Here is a 19,709-nt window from a genome sequence, read left to right as displayed (position 1 = left end):
GCGCCGAAGCCAAATCCCGGGCCGAAGCATCCAATCGAGCCCCGGCCGTCCAACTGCCGAAAAAGGGAATGGCCATCCCCATGAGTATCGCCGCAATGGCCAAAGACACGACAACCTCGGTGAGGCTGAATCCCTGGCACCCGTTCATCCGCTGCCTCTGAAGAGGCTTACCAGTTGACCAGATCGTCCGCACTCCCGGCCTCCCTGTCGAGGCCCTTTGACCGCAGATCAAAATAGTGCTGGTGGTCGTGATCCGCTCCCCCGGGCGCGCTGTACTCGATGGGTTCCCCCCAGGAATCAATCAAGACCCCGCCCTCCAGGTCATCCTGCTTAAAGCGCATGTACGGGCCATCCCATCCCCGCGCCCCGGAGGGCCCCTGCAGCTCAGTAATCAGCTGGGCCATGCCGCTCTCAGGATACTTGCCCGTATCGCTTTCATACATGGCAATGGCAGTCTCCAGTGTGGCAATTAAGGATTTGGCCTTGGTCACGGCCGCGCGGCGGCGGGCACTCATGGCCGCGGCTGAAACCATCCCGGCCAACATTGTGATAATCGCGACAACGACCAGTAATTCTACGAGAGTAAAGGCGTGTCGATTTTTTCGGCGGTTTCTCATGGCGTAACTCCTAAAGGACTGCTGTCAAATACTGTCATTCCCGCGCAAGCGGGAATCTCCTTTTTGGGCTGAATTGCTCATGTTCCGGTTGACCGGGTGTCAGGCACCACTTGTGCCCTTCGAGACGCCGCTGCGCGGCTCCTCAGGGTGGGCGCCTATACGGACTGCGGTGGACACCCAATGCGGACTTAAGTTTGAGTTGCCCGCAGTACCTCGTCCACGGTGGTAATGCCTTCGTAAACACAACGCAACCCGTCGTCGCGCAGGCTGACCACACCCTGGGCCTTGGCCAGACTCCGGAGTTCGCCGGTACTGCAGCCCGTGGCAACCGCACTCCGCAGTTCTTCGTTCAGTTCCAAGAGTTCGAAAATTCCCACACGGCCCCGGTAACCGGTCTGATCACAGGATTCACAACCCGCACCTTCGTACCAGACTTTGCCCTCCAGATCTTGAGGCATCAGGCCCAGCAGCTGCATGCGCCGTCCGTCAGGTTCCACCTTTTGGCGGCACTCGGAACAAATCATGCGCACCAGGCGCTGGGCCACAATTCCCTGCAAGACCGAGGTGAGCAAATAGGGCTCAACCCCCATATCCACCAGGCGGGTAATGGTCGAGGGCGCATCATTGGTGTGCAGAGTGCTCAGGACCAGGTGACCCGTAAGAGCGGCCTGAACCGCGATCTGCGCGGTTTCCTCATCACGGATTTCTCCCACCATGATAATGTCCGGATCGTGCCGGAGAATATGCCTCAACACGCGCGCAAAATGCAATTCGATTTTCGGATTCACCGGGATCTGCACGACCCCGCGCATTTGGTATTCAACCGGATCCTCGGTGGTGATAATTTTTGTTCCGGGCTTGTTCAAAAGCTTAAGGCACGCGTAGAGCGTAGTCGTCTTTCCGCTCCCCGTCGGCCCCGTCACAAGAACCATCCCATTCGGCAAACTCGCCAGCTGATGAATGCGCTCCTGCAATAGCTTGGGCATGCCTGTGTCCATCAAATTCAACTGCACGGAACCGCGATCCAAAACCCTCATCACCACACTCTCGCCCGCCAGGGTCGGCAAGGTGGAAACACGCAAGTCAACAGAACGGTCCTGGATGGTGGTCATGATGCGCCCGTCCTGGGGGATGCGATTCTCCGCCACATCCAAACCCGCCATCACCTTGACTCTGGAGCTGATGACCGGAGCCAGGCTCAAGGGCGCCGTAGCGATTTGATGGCAAAATCCGTCAATCCTCAAACGAATCCGGAAGCTGGTTTCAAAAGGCTCGAGGTGAATGTCCGAAGCCCGCTGCTTCACGGCCTCAAGCATGACAGCGTCCAAAAGCTGGACCACGTGCAAGCCTGCCCCCGCCCCGCCGGCAGCTTCGGACTCCTTGAGGCCTCCCTTTTCCGCCGCTTTGGTAGCCTCACCCAAAAGCGCCCCCAGATTGGCCTCTTCCGCTCCGTAAAGATCGCCCAGAGCCTTTTGGATCTGGCGCGGAGAACAGGCCACCGGCACCACAGGGCGGCCGCAGACAAAACGCAAATCGTCCAGGATGGAGAGCTGATCCGGCTCTGCCATGCCGACGACAATGGCCACACCGGAGATGCGCAAGGGCACAACGCGGTACATGCGCGCTGCAGACACAGGCATAGATTTCACAGCCTCCGGATCCGGCTGTTCTTCGTTGAGGTCCACCGCCTCCACGCGTGAACGCCGCGCCACCGCGCTGACAAGCTTGTCCTCGGGCACCAGCCCCAGCTCCAACACTGCCTCCACCACTGAGGACCCGGTTTGTGTCTGCGCCTCTTGCACTCGCTGAAGCCCGGGACGGTCCAACAGACCTTCCTTCAAGAGGAACTCCAGCAAATCTTCTTTGCGCGCAGACTCTTTAGCCACTCCAATCTCCTGCATTGTTGCCTTGTGTGACACGCACCACTTCCTCAAGGGTGGTCTTGCCCTCCAAAGCCTTGAACATCCCATCCGCACGCATGTCCTTGAGCTTGCCCCCGAAAGCCCTCTTCCGGTACTCCATGCGTCCGGCTTTCTTGACAACCAACTCCCGCATGGGCTCATCCATCACCAGGAGTTCAAAAATCCCGATCCGGCCCAGATAGCCCGTGTCAAAACAAGATTCGCAACCTTTTGCTTTCCAGAGCTGCGTCTCATGCGGAGCGCTGCCCAGCGCCTCTTCCAGCAAAGCCCTCTCAGCCAGGCTCGGATCCTTTGGCTCGCGGCACTCCGGGCAAAGGGAGCGCACCAAACGCTGAGCCACCACTCCTTGGACCGTGGCTGCGACCAAATAAGAAGGAACTCCCATGTCCACCAAGCGCGTCACAGCCCCGGGCGCATCATTCGTGTGCAAGGTGCTGAGCACCAGATGCCCGGTCAGCGCCGCCTGTATGGAGATCTGCGCCGTCTCCGAGTCACGGATTTCCCCCACCATGATAACGTCAGGCGCCTGGCGCAGCATGGAACGCAGGCCCTGGGCAAAACCCAAGCCCACTGTATTGCGCACCTGAACTTGATTGATTCCTTCAATCTGGTACTCCACCGGATCCTCGACCGTGATTAACTTCTTTTTAGGAGTATTGAGACGCTGCAAGGCCGCATAAAGCGTGGTGGTTTTCCCGCCCCCCGTCGGCCCTGTGACCAGGAGCATGCCGTAGGGCCGGTCCAAAACCTGCTCAAAGGCATCCAGCTCAGCCTTGCGCATACACAGTTCGGACAAGTCCTTGACAACACGGGTGGGCTCCAAGAGCCGCAACACCATGCACTCGCCATGCAAACCCGGCAAAGTGGAAACCCGCATATCCAGACTCTTCTGCGCAATCCGGTAGGCGACGCGCCCATCCTGAGGCAAACGCTTCTCCGCAATATCCATCGAAGCCATGATTTTGAAACGCCCGCTGATCGGGCCGTGCAAACGCTTTGGCGCATTGAGCACCTCTTGCAAGACTCCGTCCACGCGATAACGGATTCGCACCGCGTCATCCAGGGCTTCCAAATGGATATCACTTGCCCGGCGTTCGAGCGCATCTTCGACCAAGGAGTTGACCAGTTGGATTACCGGGCCCTCCTCGCCTTCATTTGCACTCTCGATCGCTCTCTTGAGGATGGACCCCTTGGCGAATGAGGCAGACTGTTCTTGCGGAGCTCTGGCAGAGGGCGCGATCGGCGCAGCGTCCGCAGCCGCATGCAGACTGCCCTCGGGATAGAGGTGTTTTAGAGCCTTATCCAAATCCGCGGTTGAAGAAAAGACCATCTTGACGGCTGACCCCGCCACTTCGCTGTAGGTCGCACCCGCCATCACGTTAAAGAGACGGTCTGTCGCAAGAACCAGCATGTCGCCTTTGGTCGCAACCGGCACCACGCGCTGCTCATAGGCATAGGCAGATTCCATGCGCTTGGCCAAACTCAGATCAAGGTCTTGGATATGCAAACGGGTGGGAGGCAGGTCGAGCTGTGAAGCCAGGGATTGCTCCACCGACTCGTCCTTGATGTAACCCAACTGTTGGAGGACTTGGGAAAGCCGCTGATTGGAGCGGGCCTGAATGCGCACCGCTTCATTGAGCTGCTCCGCCCGCATGAGGCCGAGGCTTTCCAGGAGCTGAATGATACGATCTGGAAGTTCCAATATTATCTTCCGAGGCTATCGGAGAAAAATGATGCAGAGCAAGGCCAGGATTAGAACAACGGAGACCAGATAAAAGTCATTGAAGTAGACCAAATCCAGCACGCGATCCAAGAGCGTCGATTGGTTTGGCTGTGCTTCGGAATCCTCAGAGCCAAAAACATCCGAATCCACAGCACCCTCCTCAGAAGTCTCCCCTTGCGGCTCCGACGGCTCCTTCAAAGCCTCCACCTGGTCACGACGAAAGCGCAGAAAAGTCCCGCCAATCTGATAAGCAGGCAACTTCCCTTCTTCAACCATGGCCCGAAGCTGCGCAACACCAATCTCCAAAAGCGCCGCCGCTTCCTCTTCGGTTAGGAGTTTGCCATCCCCCTCAGTCCAGGCGCTACCATCCATGAGTTGATCTCGCTCTATCTGTTGCACTCAAAATCCCTTTTCAACTGACGAAATACAGGCTAAGACTTAACCTTCTCACTAGAGACCCACGCATCCACCTTAGTCTTGTCGAAAAGCCAAATGCCGTTTTCCTGCTTGCCAGGGACCCGTTTCTCTTCGGCCCACTTTGCAACGGTAGACACATCAACCTCTAAATACTCGGCCACTTCCTCAATGGACATTGTGGGATCCGGGGCCCAGCGCTGCCCGGCCTCGGTGAGCATGTGACACTCACCTTGAAAGATGGCCCCTTTTTGAACAGTCAAGTTCGGCGACTTGATAATCCCCACGACAACAGCAGGAGGAATGAGCTGCAAATGACGCCGGGCGGTCACATCTCCAACGACCCTGCCGGCAATGGTAATGTCCTCGCCCACTATATCCGCACGCACATCGGCTCGCTCCCCCACAGTAAGACTCCCTCGCGTATCCAAGTCCCCCTGAAACTTTCCGTTGATACGGAGATTTACCGGATCCTTGAATATCATCTTGCCTTCGATACTGGCATCCACATCAAGGATCTTCTCTTCAGGCTCGCTATGGGTCTCCCGCCTTTTCATGCGTCCCTCCTAATTGCCTAAGTCGTTGCCGAAAGAACCTATTTCCCATCCAGTGGTGATTATACAACAGCTCCGGTCCTGCTGCGCCAAGCTTTAGATAGAACCGGGCTCCAGGCCAAAAAACGGCATCCGAGGATCAGGGCTCATGTCCAGACCCGCGCCCTTGCCGGAGCGATAGAGCGCATACCCCAGGCCGGCTATCATGGCTGCATTGTCGATACAGTAGCGGCGTTCGGACACAAAAAGCTGAAGCCCGTGTTCCGCAGCGGCTGCATCCAGACACTCCCTCAAACGTCCGTTGGCTGCAACCCCTCCGCCCACAAGCAGAGTCCGGACCCGCGCCCGCTCGCAAGCTTCCAAGGTTTGGGATATCAAAGTCTGAACCACAACCTCCTGAAAGCTCGCGCAGAGATCCGCCCGGTCTTGGTTTGCGATTTTCCGCCGGAGCTCCGGGTCCGCTCTCCCCGGCCCAAGGGGAATCCCCCAGCGATCACGCAGTTCATAGAGTACTGCCGTCTTGAGCCCGCTAAAACTAAAATCCAAGGGACGGCCCCTCACCCGCGCCCTGGGAAAGGCATAGGCCGATGCATTGCCCTCAGCAGCACAGGCCTCCACCGCAGGCCCGCCCGGATATCCGAGACCTAAAGCCTGGGCTACCTTGTCAAAGGCCTCACCCGCTGCATCGTCCCGGGTCTGCCCCAGAATCCGCGCTTCGGCCGGGTTATTCATTAGCAGCAAACAAGTATGCCCCCCGGAAACCAATAAGCCAACAGCTGGGAAAAATCGCGAAGGGTCTTTGGAACCTAAACAAGGCGCATACAGATGCGCCTGGAGATGTTGCACGCCAATCAGCGGAATTCCCAAACCCAAGGCCAGGCCTTTGCTCAAGGAAACTCCCACCATCAAGGCGCCCACGAGCCCCGGGCCCTGGGTCACCGCAATAAGGCCGATCTCCTGGAGCGGGACCCCGGCATCACGCAAGGCTCTGCGCAGTACCGGCCGGATCCACTTTAGATGGCAACGGGAAGCGAGCTCGGGAACCACACCCCCGAACTCAGACTGCAAATCCGTGCTCGCGGCAACAACGCTGGAACGGACCCAACGGCCATCCTCCACCACAGCAGCGGCCGTCTCGTCACAAGAAGTCTCAATCCCCAAAACAATCATGGCTTTAAACCAGGACCCCGGCCCGGGCTAGAAAGGGCTATTCCGCATTCTGGCCAAAGGACTTATACACTCGAATTCCCTGGAGAATATCCACAGCCCGCGCCAACTGGGTATCCCGGGCCAGTTCCTTGGCAGTAGCCTCTTCGTCCCAGGCATACTCCTCCGCTTCCGGCGGCTCTATCCCTTCTTCAATAACGATCTCCTCAAAAACCTTCTGGCCCTCGGAAGGAGTTTCCTCCTCCGTTGCCTCTTCCGGAGGAGGCGTCATCTCGACCACAATATCCGGATGAATCCCTTCTCCGTGAATACACACACCCGAAGGGGTGTAGTACTTGCTGGTCGTCAAGCGTAAGGCCGAACCGTCCCTCAAGGGGATAATTGTCTGAACCGAACCCTTCCCGAAGCTCTTGGTTCCCACAACCAGACCGCGCTTATTATCTTGGATCGCGCCCGCAACAATTTCAGAACCGCTGGCACTCCCCTCATTGACCATAACCACCACCGGCCATCGGTATTTTCTGCCGCGTCCGCGCGCGCGAAATTCCATATCTTGATTCGCACGCCGGCCGTCGGTCGACACAATGAGCTGATTCTTCTCCAAAAACTGTTCGGAGACTTCCACGGCCACGTCCAACAAACCGCCCGGGTTGTTGCGCAGATCAAGTATCAGACTGTCCGCGCCCCTCTCAGTCAATGTGGCGAGGGCCGCTTCCAAATCCTCCGAGGTCTTTTCCTGGAACTCATTGATGCGCACATAACCAATATTCTTGGTCAGCATATGCGGCTCACGGATACTCTCAATCTTGACAATGTCGCGCACGATCGTGAAATCCAGGAGTTCGGATTCTCCTTCGCGAAGCACGGTGAGTTTCACCTTCGAGCCCGGTTTGCCGCGCAATTTTTTGACCGCATCAAGGAGCGTGATGTCGCGGGTGATCTCATCCTCGATTTTGACAATCCGGTCGCCGGCTTTAAGGCCCGCCTCGTAGGCGGGCGTGCCGTAAATAGGACTGATAATCGTCAACAGGCTGTCGCGAATCGAAATCTCGATTCCCAACCCCCCGAAGGCCCCTTCCGTCTCTACCTTGATTTCTTTGTAGGTTTCGGGATCCATGAACTGGCTGTGCGAGTCCAGTGAGGAGAGCATCCCCTTTAACGCGCCGTAGATGAGATCCTTGGCCGTGATTTCATCCACATAGTCCTGTTCGATCGTGCTCAAGGCATCGGCAAAGAGTTCGATCTCCTGATAGAAATTATCGTCATCCCGAACCCGGGGTCCGAACCCCAGGCCGTCTTGAACTAAGAGAACCGTCACACCCAACACCATTCCCACGACGGTAATCACTTTACGCATAAGGCCTCCTCTCAAGACTTACCCGTCCAACTTGTTTTTTAAGATCTGAGTAATGATCTGCGGGTTTCCCCTACCCTGCGTCATTTTCATCACCTGCCCCACGAAAAATCCGGCAGCCTTCTTGTTCCCGGACTTGAAATCTTCCACGGCCTTTGGGTTCTCTTCTATTGCCTTGGCAACTGCCTCTTCCAAGGCGCTCTGATCCGAAACCTGGCTCAGGCCTTTTTCTTCCACAATCCTATCCGGGTCGCCGCCCTTTTCAACCATCTGTGCGTATACTTCTTTGGCGACCTTGCCGTTAACACTCCCATCCTCCCACATTTGGAGGAGTCTGCCCAATTGCGCGGGGCTGACTTTAAATTCCGAAAGCTCCAGGTGCTTGAAATTGAGGAGCCCAAGCATCTCGGTACTCACCCAATTACACACCTTCTTGGGCTGCGCAAAAATTTTCACCGTTTCCTCAAAATAGTCCGCAAGCTGCCGCTCCTGCGTGAGCACACCGGCATCGTAGTCATTGAGCTGGTAGTCGCGCACAAAACGCTCGCGCCGGTCATAGGGCAACTCCGGCAAGGTCTGCCGGGTTTCCTCAATATAGCTGTTTTCGAGAATCACGGGCGGCAGATCCGGATCAGGCATATACCGGTAATCATGCGCTTCTTCCTTGGTGCGCATCGTGCGCGTCACATTGCGATCCGCGTCCCAAAGCAGCGTCTCCTGAATGATTAGCTGTCCGGAGCGCAAAGCCTGGGCCTGGCGCTGCGCCTCGTACTCCAAAGAAGCCCGCACCCCTTTAAAGGAGTTCAGGTTCTTGATCTCGGTTTTCGTTCCCAGAGTTTCACTCCCCCTGGGTCTCAAAGAAATATTAGCATCACAGCGCAAGCTGCCTTCTTCCATATTGCAGTCGGATACATTCAGGTAACTGACAATGCTCTTGAGCGCCTGCAGGTATGCATAGGCCTCCTCGGGCGAACGCATATCCGGTTCACTCACAATCTCGATAAGCGGAGTGCCCGCCCGGTTATAGTCCACCAAACTTCCTTTGCCCTTTTCGCTGTGCACAAGCTTTCCGGCGTCCTCTTCCATGTGCACACGCGTCACGCCAATGCGCCGCCTGCCTTCCCCTGCAGAGATCTCAACCCAACCGTGCTGGGCCAAAGGCTGGTCATACTGTGAAATCTGATACCCCTTAGGCAAGTCCGGATAAAAATAGTGTTTGCGGTCAAATTTGATGAAGGAGCCGATCTTGCAATTCAGAGCGAGCGCAACCTTTAAAGAAGAATGCAACGCCTCGCGATTGAGTACAGGCAGTGAACCGGGCAACCCCAGGCTCACGACACACACGCGATGATTGGGTTCTTCTCCAAAAGAAGTCGCACAGGCCGTGAAGAGTTTGCTCCGGGTCGAGAGCTGCACATGGACCTCCAGTCCGATCACAATTTCGAATTCCGGACCTACGAGAGATCCGGCTGTTTGCTGCTCCACTCGCAACTCCGTTCGTAAGCATCGCCGACTCTAAAAAGAATTTCCTCACCAAACGCAGGGGCCAAAAGTTGCAGACCCACAGGCAATCCCTGGGCATCAAACCCACACGGAATGGAAATTGCCGGGACCCCGGAGAGATTCGCCGGAATCGTGAACACGTCGGACAAATACATGGAGAGAGGGTCTTTGGTGCGCTCTCCGAACTTAAAGGCCACAGTCGGTGAAGTGGGCGTGGCCACACAGTCGCAGAGCTTGAAGGCCTCTTCAAAGTCTTTCCGGATCAGGGTACGCACCTTCTGGGCTTTGAGATAGTACTGATCATAATACCCCGTGCTCAGGGCGTAGGTGCCGAGCAGGATTCGCCGCTTAGCTTCGGCCCCAAATCCCTGCGCGCGGGTGGACTCGTACATATCCAGGAGATTCTTCGGCGGACCTCCGTCCTGCCCCACACGCAGGCCGTACTGCACCCCGTCAAAACGGGCAAGATTGGAGCTGGCCTCTGCAGGAGCCGTCAAATAATACGTGCTCACCGCGTAGCGGGTGTGCGGCAAGGTGATTTCCACAATTTCTGCCCCCAAACTTCGAAGTTGTTCCAAGGATTCCCGCACACGCGCCTCTACCTCCGGGTTCAAACCCTCGGAAAAATACTCGGCAGGAATCCCGATGCGCAATCCCTCCACACCCTGGCCCAAAGCCTTCAAATAATCAGGCACCCCTTGGTTCACCGAGGTCGAATCCGCGGGATCATGACCGGCAATCACCTGCAAGGCCAAGGCTGAATCTCCCACCGTGCGCGAAAACGGCCCGATCTGATCCATGCTGGAGGAAAAAGCAATCAATCCGGATCGAGACACCCTTCCATAAGTGGGCTTGAGTCCCACGACTCCGCAAAAAGACGCGGGTTGCCGGATCGAGCCCCCGGTATCCGATCCCAGAGCAATGGGCACAGCCCCCTCGCTCACACTCGCGGCAGACCCGCCGCTCGAGCCGCCGGGCACAGCTCCCAAGTCCCAAGGATTGGCCGTAGACCCCAGAGCGGAGGTTTCCGTGGAACTGCCGAACGCGAACTCATCCATGTTGGTCTGGCCCATGAGCACAGCCCCCTCTTCCAGGAGCCGGCGCACCACAAAAGCGCTGTAAGGAGGACGGAAACCTTCGAGAATGCGCGAGGCACAGGTTGTCTCATTCCCCTCCCAGCACAGATTATCTTTCAGGGCCACAGGGACACCCCAGAGCAATCCTTTGGGGCCGGTGGATTCCAGTTCCGCCGCACGCCGGCGCGCCGCGTCTGCGTACACGCGCAAAAACGCCCCCACCCGGCTGTCCACAGACTGGATGCGGGCCAGAACCCCTTCCACGACTTCTGTGGGCCGGAGATCTCCTTTGGCCAGAGCATCCCGCAGTTCTAAGCCACTTTGAAAGGTGGGCATCTTCTAGGCTTCTTCGATTACGGTAGGCACTTGAAAACTTGTTCCAGAGCGCTTGGGCGCTGAGGCCAACGCAGCCTCCGGATCCAGAGAAGCCTGGATCTCGTCCGGACGAAACACATTATGGACCGGCAAAACGTGAAAGGTGGGCTCCACATCTGCCGTATCCACTCCATCAAGTTCCCCCACATAGCCGACAATTTTGTCGAGCTGCGTGGTCATTTCGTGAATTTCTTCAGGGGTGAGCCGGATGCGGGCCAGTCTTGCGACGTGTTGAACCTGACTTTCTTCAAGAGGCATCGTAACTCCTTTAGTGCCTTCACAATATCAAGCGTTTGCAGGCCCTGTCAATCGTGCGGGCCAGCCGGATGAAATCCTCCAGACTCAAAACCTCGGGACGGGCATTGGGATCGATCTGCGCCCTTTCCAATTCCTCCTGCCACACAGAGCGCGTCCACTGAGGTTCGGGCACTGCCTGCAAGGAGCTCAACAATTTCTTCCGCCTCTGCGCAAACGAGCGCCGCACCAGCTCGGTCCACAGAGGAAGCAGTTCATTTTCCACCAGCGGTTGGGTCCGGAGTTTGAGCCTCAAGAAAACGGACTCCACCTCAGGTTTTGGGTAGAAGACCCCCGGCGAAAGCCGGTGCAAGACCTCGACCTCGGCAAAACACTGGATCATATAAGAGGAGGCTGCAAGCTCTTTGCCCCCGGGCCCCGCGGCCCAGCGCACAGCCACTTCTTTCTGCACGGTCAAGTGCACCTCAGAGTAATGGCAACGGTCCCGGATCAGTTGATCCACAAGAGGTCCGGTCACACAATAGGGCACGTTTCCGAACACACGAACAGGCCCGGGCTCTTCTCCAAAATTCCGGACCAGGGCCTGAGCGTCCTGACGCAGGAAGTCCCCGGTGACCAGATGAAGATTCGGGTGCGCGCCCAAGCGTTCCTCCAGAGCCTTGGCCAAGCGGTAATCCTTTTCCACAGCCACCACCCGCGCCCCGGTCTCCAAAAGGAGTTCCGTAATCGACCCCAGACCCGGACCGATTTCCAGGACACGATCCCCCTCCGCGTACCGGCAATAACGCAACAGGGCCTGCGCCGCATTGGCATCGATAAAAAAGTTTTGCCCCATTCGCCGGCTTGGACGCACGCGGTACCGGCTGAGGAGCTGTTTGACTCCGGATTGAGTCAGCATGCGCGTTTGCGGGCCCGGCGGCGGCCGGCCCAATCTGCAGCCGTACAAATAGCCTGCATGGTGGAGTGAGGATCGGCCTTTCCTTTGCCGGCAATATCAAAGGCAGTGCCATGGGCCGGAGAAGTACGCACAAAAGGCAAACCAAAAGTGCAGTTCACGGAGACTTGCCGGAAAACCATCTTGAGAGGCGTCAAACCTTGGTCATGATACATGCAGACCACGGCATCGTACTTGCCTTGGTACACATCCGGAAAAATTCCGTCTGAGGGAAAGGGACCGTGCACATCCAATCCTTCTTCCTTCAGGCACCGGACTGCGGGAGCCACAAGATCTCTGTCTTCGGTTCCCAACAAGCCCCCCTCGCCCGCATGGGGATTCAGACCGCACACTGCAATGCGCCGGCGGCGCAAACCAAAAGCCTCTTTCAAATCCGCCGCAGCAATGCGAACCATCCGCACAATGCGTTCTTTTGAAATCAAGCCCGGGACTTCCCGCAGAGGAACATGCTCCGTCACCAAAATGACACGCACGGTTCCACCTGCCAAAACCATAACCGGCAGATCAACACCCAAGGCCCGCGCCAGATAACCGGTGTGCCCGGAAAAGGAAACTCCCGAAAGATTCACAGCCTCCTTGCAAAGGGGGGCGGTCACCAGAGCATCAATTTCTCCGGACTTCCAAAGTTCCAGGGCGCGGTCGAGATATTGCAGAGAAGCCTGACCGCACTTAGCTTCCATCCGGCCCATCTGAACGGGGCTTTCCACATTTTGGAGATCCTCAAACGGGTGAGGCGGCACCGCGATTCTCAGGCGCCGGCAAGCGCGCTTCCATACCTCGGCATCCCCGATAATCCGGAACTCCGCCGCTCCGGAAACAGCCGGGTCCGATAAAGAACGGGCCACGACTTCCGGCCCCACTCCTGCGGGATCCCCGAGTGTAATGCCGATCCGGACAGGACCGGAGCGCCTGGGCATCAGCCTTCCTCAGCAGCGGAAGCACGGATATCCACATACGCTTCGCTCTTGAGCTTGTTCAACCACGTTTCCAGCTCTACGCGGAATTGTTCTTCAAAAAGATGATCACGGATTTGCGGGGTTGCCTGGTCCAGGGTCACAATCCGGCCGTCCCGGCGCTCTTCCAGAAAGGTAATGACCCACTTGCCCTCCATTTCTATGAGCCCGGAATATTCCCCCGGAGTCAAGGACGCAGAGCCTTCGCGGATCTCCCTCCTTAGGGTCGTGGGATCCACCCATCCCAAATCCCCTCCCTCTTCGACCTTCGGTCCCTGGCTGTATTCCCTGGCCAGAGAGGCAAAGTCCTCGCCTTGTTCCAAAAGCTTATGGATCTCCTTTGCAACAAGAAGCGTTTGTTCGGAATCCCGTTCCGCAGTCGGCCCCAACACAAGCATACGCATATGCCACTCGCCCGAGGTGCGAAAACTTTCCTTGTTATCCTCATAATACTGGTTGATTTGGGCGGGGGATACGCGGACCTGCCCCACCACAACCTGCTCCACAAGCTGCTTGCGGCGCATGGCGTCGATGATCTGCATGCGCAGCTCTTTTTCGGTGATCCCCTCGCGCTCGATCGCCAGCTCAAATTGTTCCGGAGAGCCAAAGGATTTTTTTGCTTCCTCGACTTTGGCGTCCACCTTGTCTTCTGCGGGTTCTATCCCCAAACGTTTGGCTTCTCCCGTGAGCAGTTTGTCATCAATCAGATTCTTGATCACCCGCTCGCGCGCTATTTCAAACTCGCGCTCAAGATGCTCTGAGGGAACCTGCGCTTTGAGCTGTTCATAGACGGGTACGAGAATTCTCTGAACCTCCCGTTCGGTAATGATCTCGTCGTTAACCACCGCCACAATGCGGTCCAGAGTCGCTGCCTGCGCAAGTCCGGACCCCAAAACCAACAACCCAAGCCATAATCCAAGAAGTTTTCGCATGATCAAGTATCTCCCGCCTTATTGTCCTTTAGCTTGTGCACAACCGCTCTCAACAACCGACAGTATAAATCAAAACCCAAGGCTTCGACGTGCCCGCTCTGCTCTGTGCCCAGTAGATTTCCCACACCCCGGATTTGCATGTCTTCCATGGCAATTTTGAACCCCGCCCCCAAATCCGTGTGTTCCTGGATCGCATCGAGCCGGCGCTGGGAATCTGCGGTCAATACCGCCCCCCGGGGAATCAAAAAATAAGCATAGGCCTGGCGGTCAAAGCGCCCTACACGCCCGCGCAATTGGTAGAGATCCGCCAGACCAAATGCATCGGCACGATTGACCAAAAGAGTGTTGGCATTGGGAATATCAATTCCCGATTCAATGATCGTGGTACAAACCAGGATATCCAGCTCCCCGCGCACAAACTTCTGCATCTGCGCTTCCAACAGACGCGCCGGCATCTGCCCGTGGGCCGCGCCCACCCTCGCCTCCGGAACCAGCCTGGACACACGGCGCACGATCGACTCAATCCCTTTGACACGGTTGTGCACAAAAAATGTCTGGCCGCCCCGATTGAGTTCCCGTTCAAAGGCCTCTTTGAGAATGGAGTCCGAGTCTTCGAAGACCTCCGTCTTCACAGGCCTGCGCTTCTCAGGCGGAGTATTGACCAAAGACAAATCTCTCAATCCGGTCAACCCCATATACAGAGTGCGGGGGATCGGAGTGGCTGTCAGGGTGAGAATATCCACCATGAGACGCATACGTTTCAGGCGTTCTTTGTGCTCCACCCCAAAGCGCTGTTCCTCGTCAATGATCACCAGCCCCAGATTCTTGAACTGCACATCCGGGGAAAAAAGCCGGTGCGTGCCGATCACCATATCAACCCGCCCATCCGCCAAACCTTTGACAGTATCCGCCTGTTCCGAAGCCGTGCGAAAACGACTGAGCATCTGCACATTAATCGGCAAATGCTTGAGCCGGTCTGTAAATGAGCGAAAGTGCTGCTCGGCCAGAATCGTCGTAGGCACGAGCATGGCCACCTGGCGGTTGTCCATCACCACCTTGAAGGCCGCTCTCAGAGCTACTTCCGTCTTGCCGTACCCCACATCCCCGCAAATAAGCCTGTCCATAGGTTGCGGGGACTCCATATCCCGCTTGACCTCCATGGAAGAACGGATCTGATCCGCGGTTTCCTCATAAGGAAAACTCTCTTCAAACTCCCGCTGCCAGTCCGTGTCCGCACTGGTCTGAAAACCCTCCATGGTCTGGCGCAAAGCCTGCAGGTGCAAAAGCTCAGTCGCATACGCGCGCAGGCTGTCCCGCACCCTGTCCTTGGTGCGATCCCAAGCCTTGCCGCCCAGCTTGTGGAGCTTGGGAGACTTGCCTTCAAAACCGATGTACTTCTGGACCAAATGGGCCTGGTGTGAAGGCACATAAAGCCGGTCCTTGTCCGCGTACTCCAGAATCATGTGGTCCGACTCGTGCCCGGCTTTTTCACGGAGCTTCTTGCGCCCCAGATAGCGCCCGATTCCGTGATCCATGTGCACAGCCAGGTCTCCCCGGCGCAGATCCACAAACTGCTCCACCGGAGTTTCTTCCAAGGCCAGGAATTCCAGCGAACGCGCCTTGGCTCCCGGGCGAAAATACGGAAGCACCACAAGCATGTCGTGATTGTCTACAGGCTCGCCCGTGTCCATCCGGAAGCTGCGAAGAGTGGCCACCGTATCGCCGTCAAACTCCACGCGCACCGGCAATTCGAAATCGGCGGGAAACACGTCGACCACACCCCCGCGCAAAGCCACATCCCCGGGCTCAGACACAGCCTGCACACGCTCAAAGCCCAGCTTCACCATCCGGCGGAGAGCTTCCTGCATATCCAACTCTTGTCCGCAATGAAATTCGACCGATTCGAAGGACATCAGGGAGTCCTCACATCGTTTCCGGAGCACCCACTCCCAGAAGATCCAGGCCGCGCGCAAGAACCGAACGCACTCCGCGGATCAACGCACAGCGGGCAGCAGTCAAGGCAGGGTCCTCAGTCACAACCCGGTGCCGGTCGTAGAAACGGTGAAACAGACCTGCCAGGTCCTGTAGGTAGGGAATAATCTGGAAGGGCTCCAAGTCCCCGGCAGCCACACGCAAGGAATGCGGAAACTCCCGCATGCGGCGCAGGATTGCGACCTCCACTTCCTCCTGCAATAGGGAATACTCGATCTCACCGGGCGCCACGGACGCCGCGCCCGCATTGCGTTCCAAAATCCCGCAGATACGCGCATGAGCGTATTGGATGTAGTAGACCGGATTTTCCAGGCTGCGCTCCTTGGCCAGCTCCAAATCAAAATTCAGATGCGCATCTGCCTTGCGCATCAAATAAAAGAAACGCGCGGCATCCACACCCACCTCGTCTACCAGCTCTCTCAGAGTGACAAACTCCCCTGCCCGGGTGGACATACGAACCGGCTGGCCTTTGCGGAAAAGCGAACAAAGCTGGACCAGGATTACGTTCAGGGCCTTGGGATCCTGGCCGAATGCCTCAATACAGGCCTTGATGCGCGCAATATAACCGTGGTGGTCCGGCCCCCACACATCCACCATGCGCTCAAAACCTCGCTGGAGTTTTTGCCTGTGGTAGGCAATATCCGAGGCAAGGTAGGTGCTGTCTCCATTGGCGCGCACCACAACCCGGTCCTTGTCGTCCCCAAAAGCCGTGGACCGGAACCAGAGAGCCCCTTCTTCTTCAAAAATATGACCTGCCTCTTTCAGGGTATCCAAACTCCCTTGAAGCTCCCCGGACTCGCGGAATCCGGACTGCCAGGTCCATTGATCAAATCCGACCCTAAAGACCTCCAGGTCTTCCCGGATCCCTTTGAGAATATGCTCCACGGCAAACCTGGATATCCGGGCGAGCTCCGGCTTGCCCGCCTTAACCCACTCCGGATGATCCTTCAGGAGATCTTTGGCCACGTCCACGATGTATTCACCCTGGTAGCCGTCCTCGGGCAAGGAGAGGGTCCGGCCCTGGAGCTCAAGCGCGCGGGCCAATACGGATTCACCCAGGAGTCCGATCTGGCGGCCTTCGTCATTGACATAGTATTCACGCGTCACGGGAATTTCGAGGAATTCCAGAATGCGCGCCAAGGCATCCCCAAAAGCAGCCTGGCGGCCATGGGCCACAGTCATGGGGCCCGTGGGATTGGCGCTCACATACTCCACCAGGGTAACGGGCGCTTTGACAGGAACCTTTCCGTATTCTTCAGGAAAGTCGAGGATGGAGAACAGGGTCTGATACAAGGCCGTGTCGCTCAACCAGAAATTGATGAATCCGGGCGGCTGCACTTTGATTTCGCGCACCGCCCCGGCCAAACCCGCATTCCCCAGCTGTTGCTGCAGGGCAGCAGCGATTTCCCCGGCCAGTTGCGTGGGTGCTTTGTGCGCAACCTTGGCTAGACGCATGGCCACATTCGTGGTCAGATCCCCGTGGCTGGGCACCTTAGGAATTTCGAGTTGGATAGGGATAGGAGTGGAATCCTCGGTATAACCCGAGTCCGCGAGCACACGGCACAGTATTTGTTCCAGACCTATTTCAAGATTTGAAGGACGCACGGGAGCACTCTACGGGTTAACGGGAAGTCTGGGCACATCTCCCCAGAGCCTCTCCAAGCTGTAGTACTCTCTTGCCTCCTTGGAGAACAGATGGATCACCACGTTGCCGAAGTCCTGGAGAATCCAAACCGCTTCCTGGAACCCCTCAACGTGCCCCCCTTTGATTCCCTTCTCGCCGGCGACCTTGCCCGCATTGTCGGACATGGCCTTAAGATGGGTCGGGGATGTGCCGGTTGAAATAACGAAGTAGTCCGTAAATGTGGCCGCCGAGGTCAAGTCTAGAACCAGAAGGTCAACTGCCTTCTTGTCAGACAAGGCCTCGGCGAACAAAATGGCTTTTTCTTTGGCGCCAATCTCCTGAGTCGTTCTTGCCACCAAACGTCTAGGAGCCGGGCTTGAGAATCTTATACATACCAGTGCCACAGTCCGGGCACTTGCCCTTCATGGCGGGACGCCCATTCTTCATAGTAACGCGCTCAGTATCCTGCATTTGCTTCTTGGCCTTGCATTTCACGCAATATGCTTCTTCAGACATAATTTCCTCCAAGCTAACCCGCCCAAATCCCGCTTGCGGGGGGTGAATGATCTCAATCACGCTAGCATACTTGAAAAAAGCCTGTCAACTGAAGCCCGGACCCGTTCCTGATGCCGGTCAGAACCAGTTTTGCTTCTTAAAGTACAAAAACATCCCGCCCGCGACCGCGGCCATGAGGACCCAAACCAAGGGATATCCCCAAGGGTGATGGAGTTCCGGCATATTTGCGAAGTTCATTCCGTAAATACCCGTAATTAAAGTGAGGGGCATCATCATCGTGGCAATAACCGCGAGCACCTTCATAATTTCATTCAAACGGTTCGAAGTCACCGAAACATAGGTGTCCAAGGACCCTGCGATCAATTCCCGGCTGGCGTCCACCAGATCGTGCAAGCGCACCAGGTGGTCATGAACGTCCCTCAAGTACATGTAGACAGCCGGCCGGATCCAGCGAAAATCTCCTCTAAGCAAGGAACTCACCAGGTCCCTTTGGGGGCCGATAATCCGGCGCAGGACCATGGCCTGCTTGCGCAGGTCGTGGAGCTTCGTGAGGTCCTCAGGATCCGGGTCTTCAAAAAGCTTGTCTTCGAGCTTGTCGGTCTGTTCATCCAGATGGTCCACAATGGGGAAATAGTGATCCACCACCGCATCGGCAATGGAGTGAAAAAGAAAGTCCGTGCCGCGCCTCATATTCGGCGAACCCTTTGCAAAACGCTCCCAATTGAAATCAACACAGCGTAATGCCGTGGAGTGGGCCGTAATCACAAAATTTCCTCCCACACAAATATCCAGTTCGATGGGTTCCATCTCTCCGCCTGACACAGACTCCTGGCCGATCGCGTGCAACACTACAAAAAGATATTTGTCGAAGTTCTCCGCCTTGGGACGAGCATTGGGCAGAATAATATCTTCAACCGTAAGAGGGTGCAGACCAAAACGGTTGAGGAGAATTTCGATATCGTCCTCTGCCGGACGGTCGACATCTGCCCAGATCAAGGCCTCGGGAATACTTAGGAGTTCGGTGATGCGGTTCTCATCCGTGAACTCCTCGTATACACCGTCTTTGTTGATTGCACAGCATCGAACCATGCGTGTACTCCTGTCTCAAAAAATATCCGGGCTAGCGGTAAAAACCATTCCGATCAATATAATCCCTTACCACTTGAGGAATCAAGGTTTCCGTCGACTCCCCTTTGGCAATGCGAGTCCGGATTTCGGTCGAGGACACCCGCTTCGCTTCAATCTCCACCAGGCGCACACCTGAAGGAATCGGTTCAGCCTCAAAACCGGGCCGGATTCCGACCACAAATTGCGCCAGGCTCAAGACCTCTTCCCGCCTGTACCACCGGTCCAAGGAACGCAATACATCCGTGCCTGCCAAAAAGAAAAGCTCTGTCCCGGCCGGAAGTTCTTCGCGCAAGCGGCGCAGAGTGTGTACGGTATAGGAGACGCCTTTCGCATCAATCTCCAAGCGGGAGACCCGGAACTTGGGATAGGCCTGGACCCCCAACTCCACCATGGCCACCCGGTGTTCAGGAGGCAGAACCTCCAGATCCTTCTTGAGCGGCGGGATGAAGGCAGGCATAAAAAGCACTTCATCCAGCTTCAGGGCCTTGGAAAGCTGGTCTGCCAAGGACAGATGCCCGAAGTGAATCGGGCTAAAGGTTCCACCCAGGACCCCGAGGCGCTTGACCGGACTCATGGACGGATCTGCCCGGTCCCACGAATCAAATATTTGTAAATCGTCAGTTCCTCCAGACCCATCGGGCCGCGGGCG

General features: G+C 56.7%; 20 protein-coding genes. All 20 read right to left on the bottom strand.

Features of this window, described 5'->3' with window-relative positions; genetic code table 11:
- Positions 1–148: prepilin-type N-terminal cleavage/methylation domain-containing protein (locus tag JW937_02115; protein MBN1586207.1), on the bottom strand; the 148-nt coding region annotated here is incomplete at its 3' end.
- 19 nt (positions 149–167) lie between these two features.
- Positions 168–617, bottom strand: coding sequence for a type II secretion system protein GspG (locus JW937_02110; protein MBN1586206.1), 450 nt, complete (start codon positions 615–617; stop codon positions 168–170).
- Between the two features lie 188 nt (positions 618–805).
- Positions 806–2,503, bottom strand: a complete 1,698-nt coding sequence (locus JW937_02105) for a type II/IV secretion system protein (protein MBN1586205.1) — start codon at positions 2,501–2,503, stop codon at positions 806–808.
- Entirely contained in the window at positions 2,496–4,241 is a 1,746-nt protein-coding gene (tadA, locus tag JW937_02100; protein MBN1586204.1) for a Flp pilus assembly complex ATPase component TadA, read from the bottom strand. The genes JW937_02105 and tadA overlap by 8 nt, the downstream gene beginning before the upstream one ends.
- A gap of 15 nt (positions 4,242–4,256) precedes the next feature.
- Entirely contained in the window at positions 4,257–4,634 is a 378-nt protein-coding gene (locus tag JW937_02095) for a helix-turn-helix domain-containing protein (GenBank protein ID MBN1586203.1), read from the bottom strand.
- A gap of 59 nt (positions 4,635–4,693) precedes the next feature.
- Positions 4,694–5,233: a polymer-forming cytoskeletal protein gene (locus tag JW937_02090; GenBank protein ID MBN1586202.1), complete on the bottom strand. Its 540-nt coding sequence runs from the start codon at positions 5,231–5,233 to the stop codon at positions 4,694–4,696.
- Between the two features lie 93 nt (positions 5,234–5,326).
- Positions 5,327–6,400 (bottom strand): tRNA (adenosine(37)-N6)-threonylcarbamoyltransferase complex transferase subunit TsaD, encoded by a 1,074-nt coding sequence (gene tsaD / locus JW937_02085; protein MBN1586201.1) that lies wholly within the window; start codon positions 6,398–6,400, stop codon positions 5,327–5,329.
- Between the two features lie 37 nt (positions 6,401–6,437).
- On the bottom strand, positions 6,438–7,754 hold the full coding sequence (locus tag JW937_02080; GenBank protein MBN1586200.1) for a S41 family peptidase: 1,317 nt from the start codon (positions 7,752–7,754) through the stop codon (positions 6,438–6,440).
- An 18-nt stretch (positions 7,755–7,772) separates the two neighbouring features.
- Positions 7,773–9,236 carry an Asp-tRNA(Asn)/Glu-tRNA(Gln) amidotransferase subunit GatB gene (gatB, locus tag JW937_02075; protein MBN1586199.1) on the bottom strand — a complete coding sequence of 488 codons (1,464 nt, stop codon included), beginning with the start codon at positions 9,234–9,236 and terminating at the stop codon, positions 7,773–7,775.
- Positions 9,206–10,666 (bottom strand): Asp-tRNA(Asn)/Glu-tRNA(Gln) amidotransferase subunit GatA, encoded by a 1,461-nt coding sequence (gatA, locus tag JW937_02070; protein ID MBN1586198.1) that lies wholly within the window; start codon positions 10,664–10,666, stop codon positions 9,206–9,208. The genes gatB and gatA overlap by 31 nt, the downstream gene beginning before the upstream one ends.
- 3 nt (positions 10,667–10,669) lie before the next feature.
- Positions 10,670–10,963 (bottom strand): Asp-tRNA(Asn)/Glu-tRNA(Gln) amidotransferase subunit GatC, encoded by a 294-nt coding sequence (gatC, locus tag JW937_02065; GenBank protein MBN1586197.1) that lies wholly within the window; start codon positions 10,961–10,963, stop codon positions 10,670–10,672.
- Positions 10,964–10,982: 19 nt separating this feature from the next.
- Positions 10,983–11,906: a ribosomal RNA small subunit methyltransferase A gene (rsmA, locus tag JW937_02060; protein ID MBN1586196.1), complete on the bottom strand. Its 924-nt coding sequence runs from the start codon at positions 11,904–11,906 to the stop codon at positions 10,983–10,985.
- On the bottom strand, positions 11,852–12,832 hold the full coding sequence (gene pdxA, locus JW937_02055) for a 4-hydroxythreonine-4-phosphate dehydrogenase PdxA (protein MBN1586195.1): 981 nt from the start codon (positions 12,830–12,832) through the stop codon (positions 11,852–11,854). The genes rsmA and pdxA overlap by 55 nt, the downstream gene beginning before the upstream one ends.
- Complete coding sequence (locus tag JW937_02050; GenBank protein ID MBN1586194.1) at positions 12,832–13,800, bottom strand: peptidyl-prolyl cis-trans isomerase; 969 nt, start codon at positions 13,798–13,800, stop codon at positions 12,832–12,834. The genes pdxA and JW937_02050 overlap by 1 nt, the downstream gene beginning before the upstream one ends.
- Positions 13,801–13,802: 2 nt before the next feature.
- Complete coding sequence (gene mfd, locus JW937_02045; GenBank protein MBN1586193.1) at positions 13,803–15,713, bottom strand: transcription-repair coupling factor; 1,911 nt, start codon at positions 15,711–15,713, stop codon at positions 13,803–13,805.
- 10 nt (positions 15,714–15,723) lie between these two features.
- Positions 15,724–17,397 (bottom strand): arginine--tRNA ligase, encoded by a 1,674-nt coding sequence (locus tag JW937_02040; GenBank protein ID MBN1586192.1) that lies wholly within the window; start codon positions 17,395–17,397, stop codon positions 15,724–15,726.
- A gap of 9 nt (positions 17,398–17,406) precedes the next feature.
- Positions 17,407–17,751 carry a ribosome silencing factor gene (gene rsfS / locus JW937_02035; GenBank protein ID MBN1586191.1) on the bottom strand — a complete coding sequence of 115 codons (345 nt, stop codon included), beginning with the start codon at positions 17,749–17,751 and terminating at the stop codon, positions 17,407–17,409.
- A 28-nt stretch (positions 17,752–17,779) separates the two neighbouring features.
- Positions 17,780–17,932 carry a hypothetical protein gene (locus JW937_02030; protein ID MBN1586190.1) on the bottom strand — a complete coding sequence of 51 codons (153 nt, stop codon included), beginning with the start codon at positions 17,930–17,932 and terminating at the stop codon, positions 17,780–17,782.
- Positions 17,933–18,049: 117 nt separating this feature from the next.
- Positions 18,050–19,021: a magnesium/cobalt transporter CorA gene (gene corA / locus JW937_02025; protein MBN1586189.1), complete on the bottom strand. Its 972-nt coding sequence runs from the start codon at positions 19,019–19,021 to the stop codon at positions 18,050–18,052.
- A gap of 31 nt (positions 19,022–19,052) precedes the next feature.
- Positions 19,053–19,709 (bottom strand): nicotinate-nucleotide adenylyltransferase (locus JW937_02020; GenBank protein MBN1586188.1); only part of this gene is annotated, 657 nt, incomplete at its 5' end.

It is taken from the genome of Candidatus Omnitrophota bacterium, assembly GCA_016929445.1.
GTDB lineage: Bacteria > Omnitrophota > Gorgyraeia > JAFGIU01 > JAFGIU01 > JAFGIU01.
This window is presented reverse-complemented; position numbering and strand designations above follow the sequence as displayed.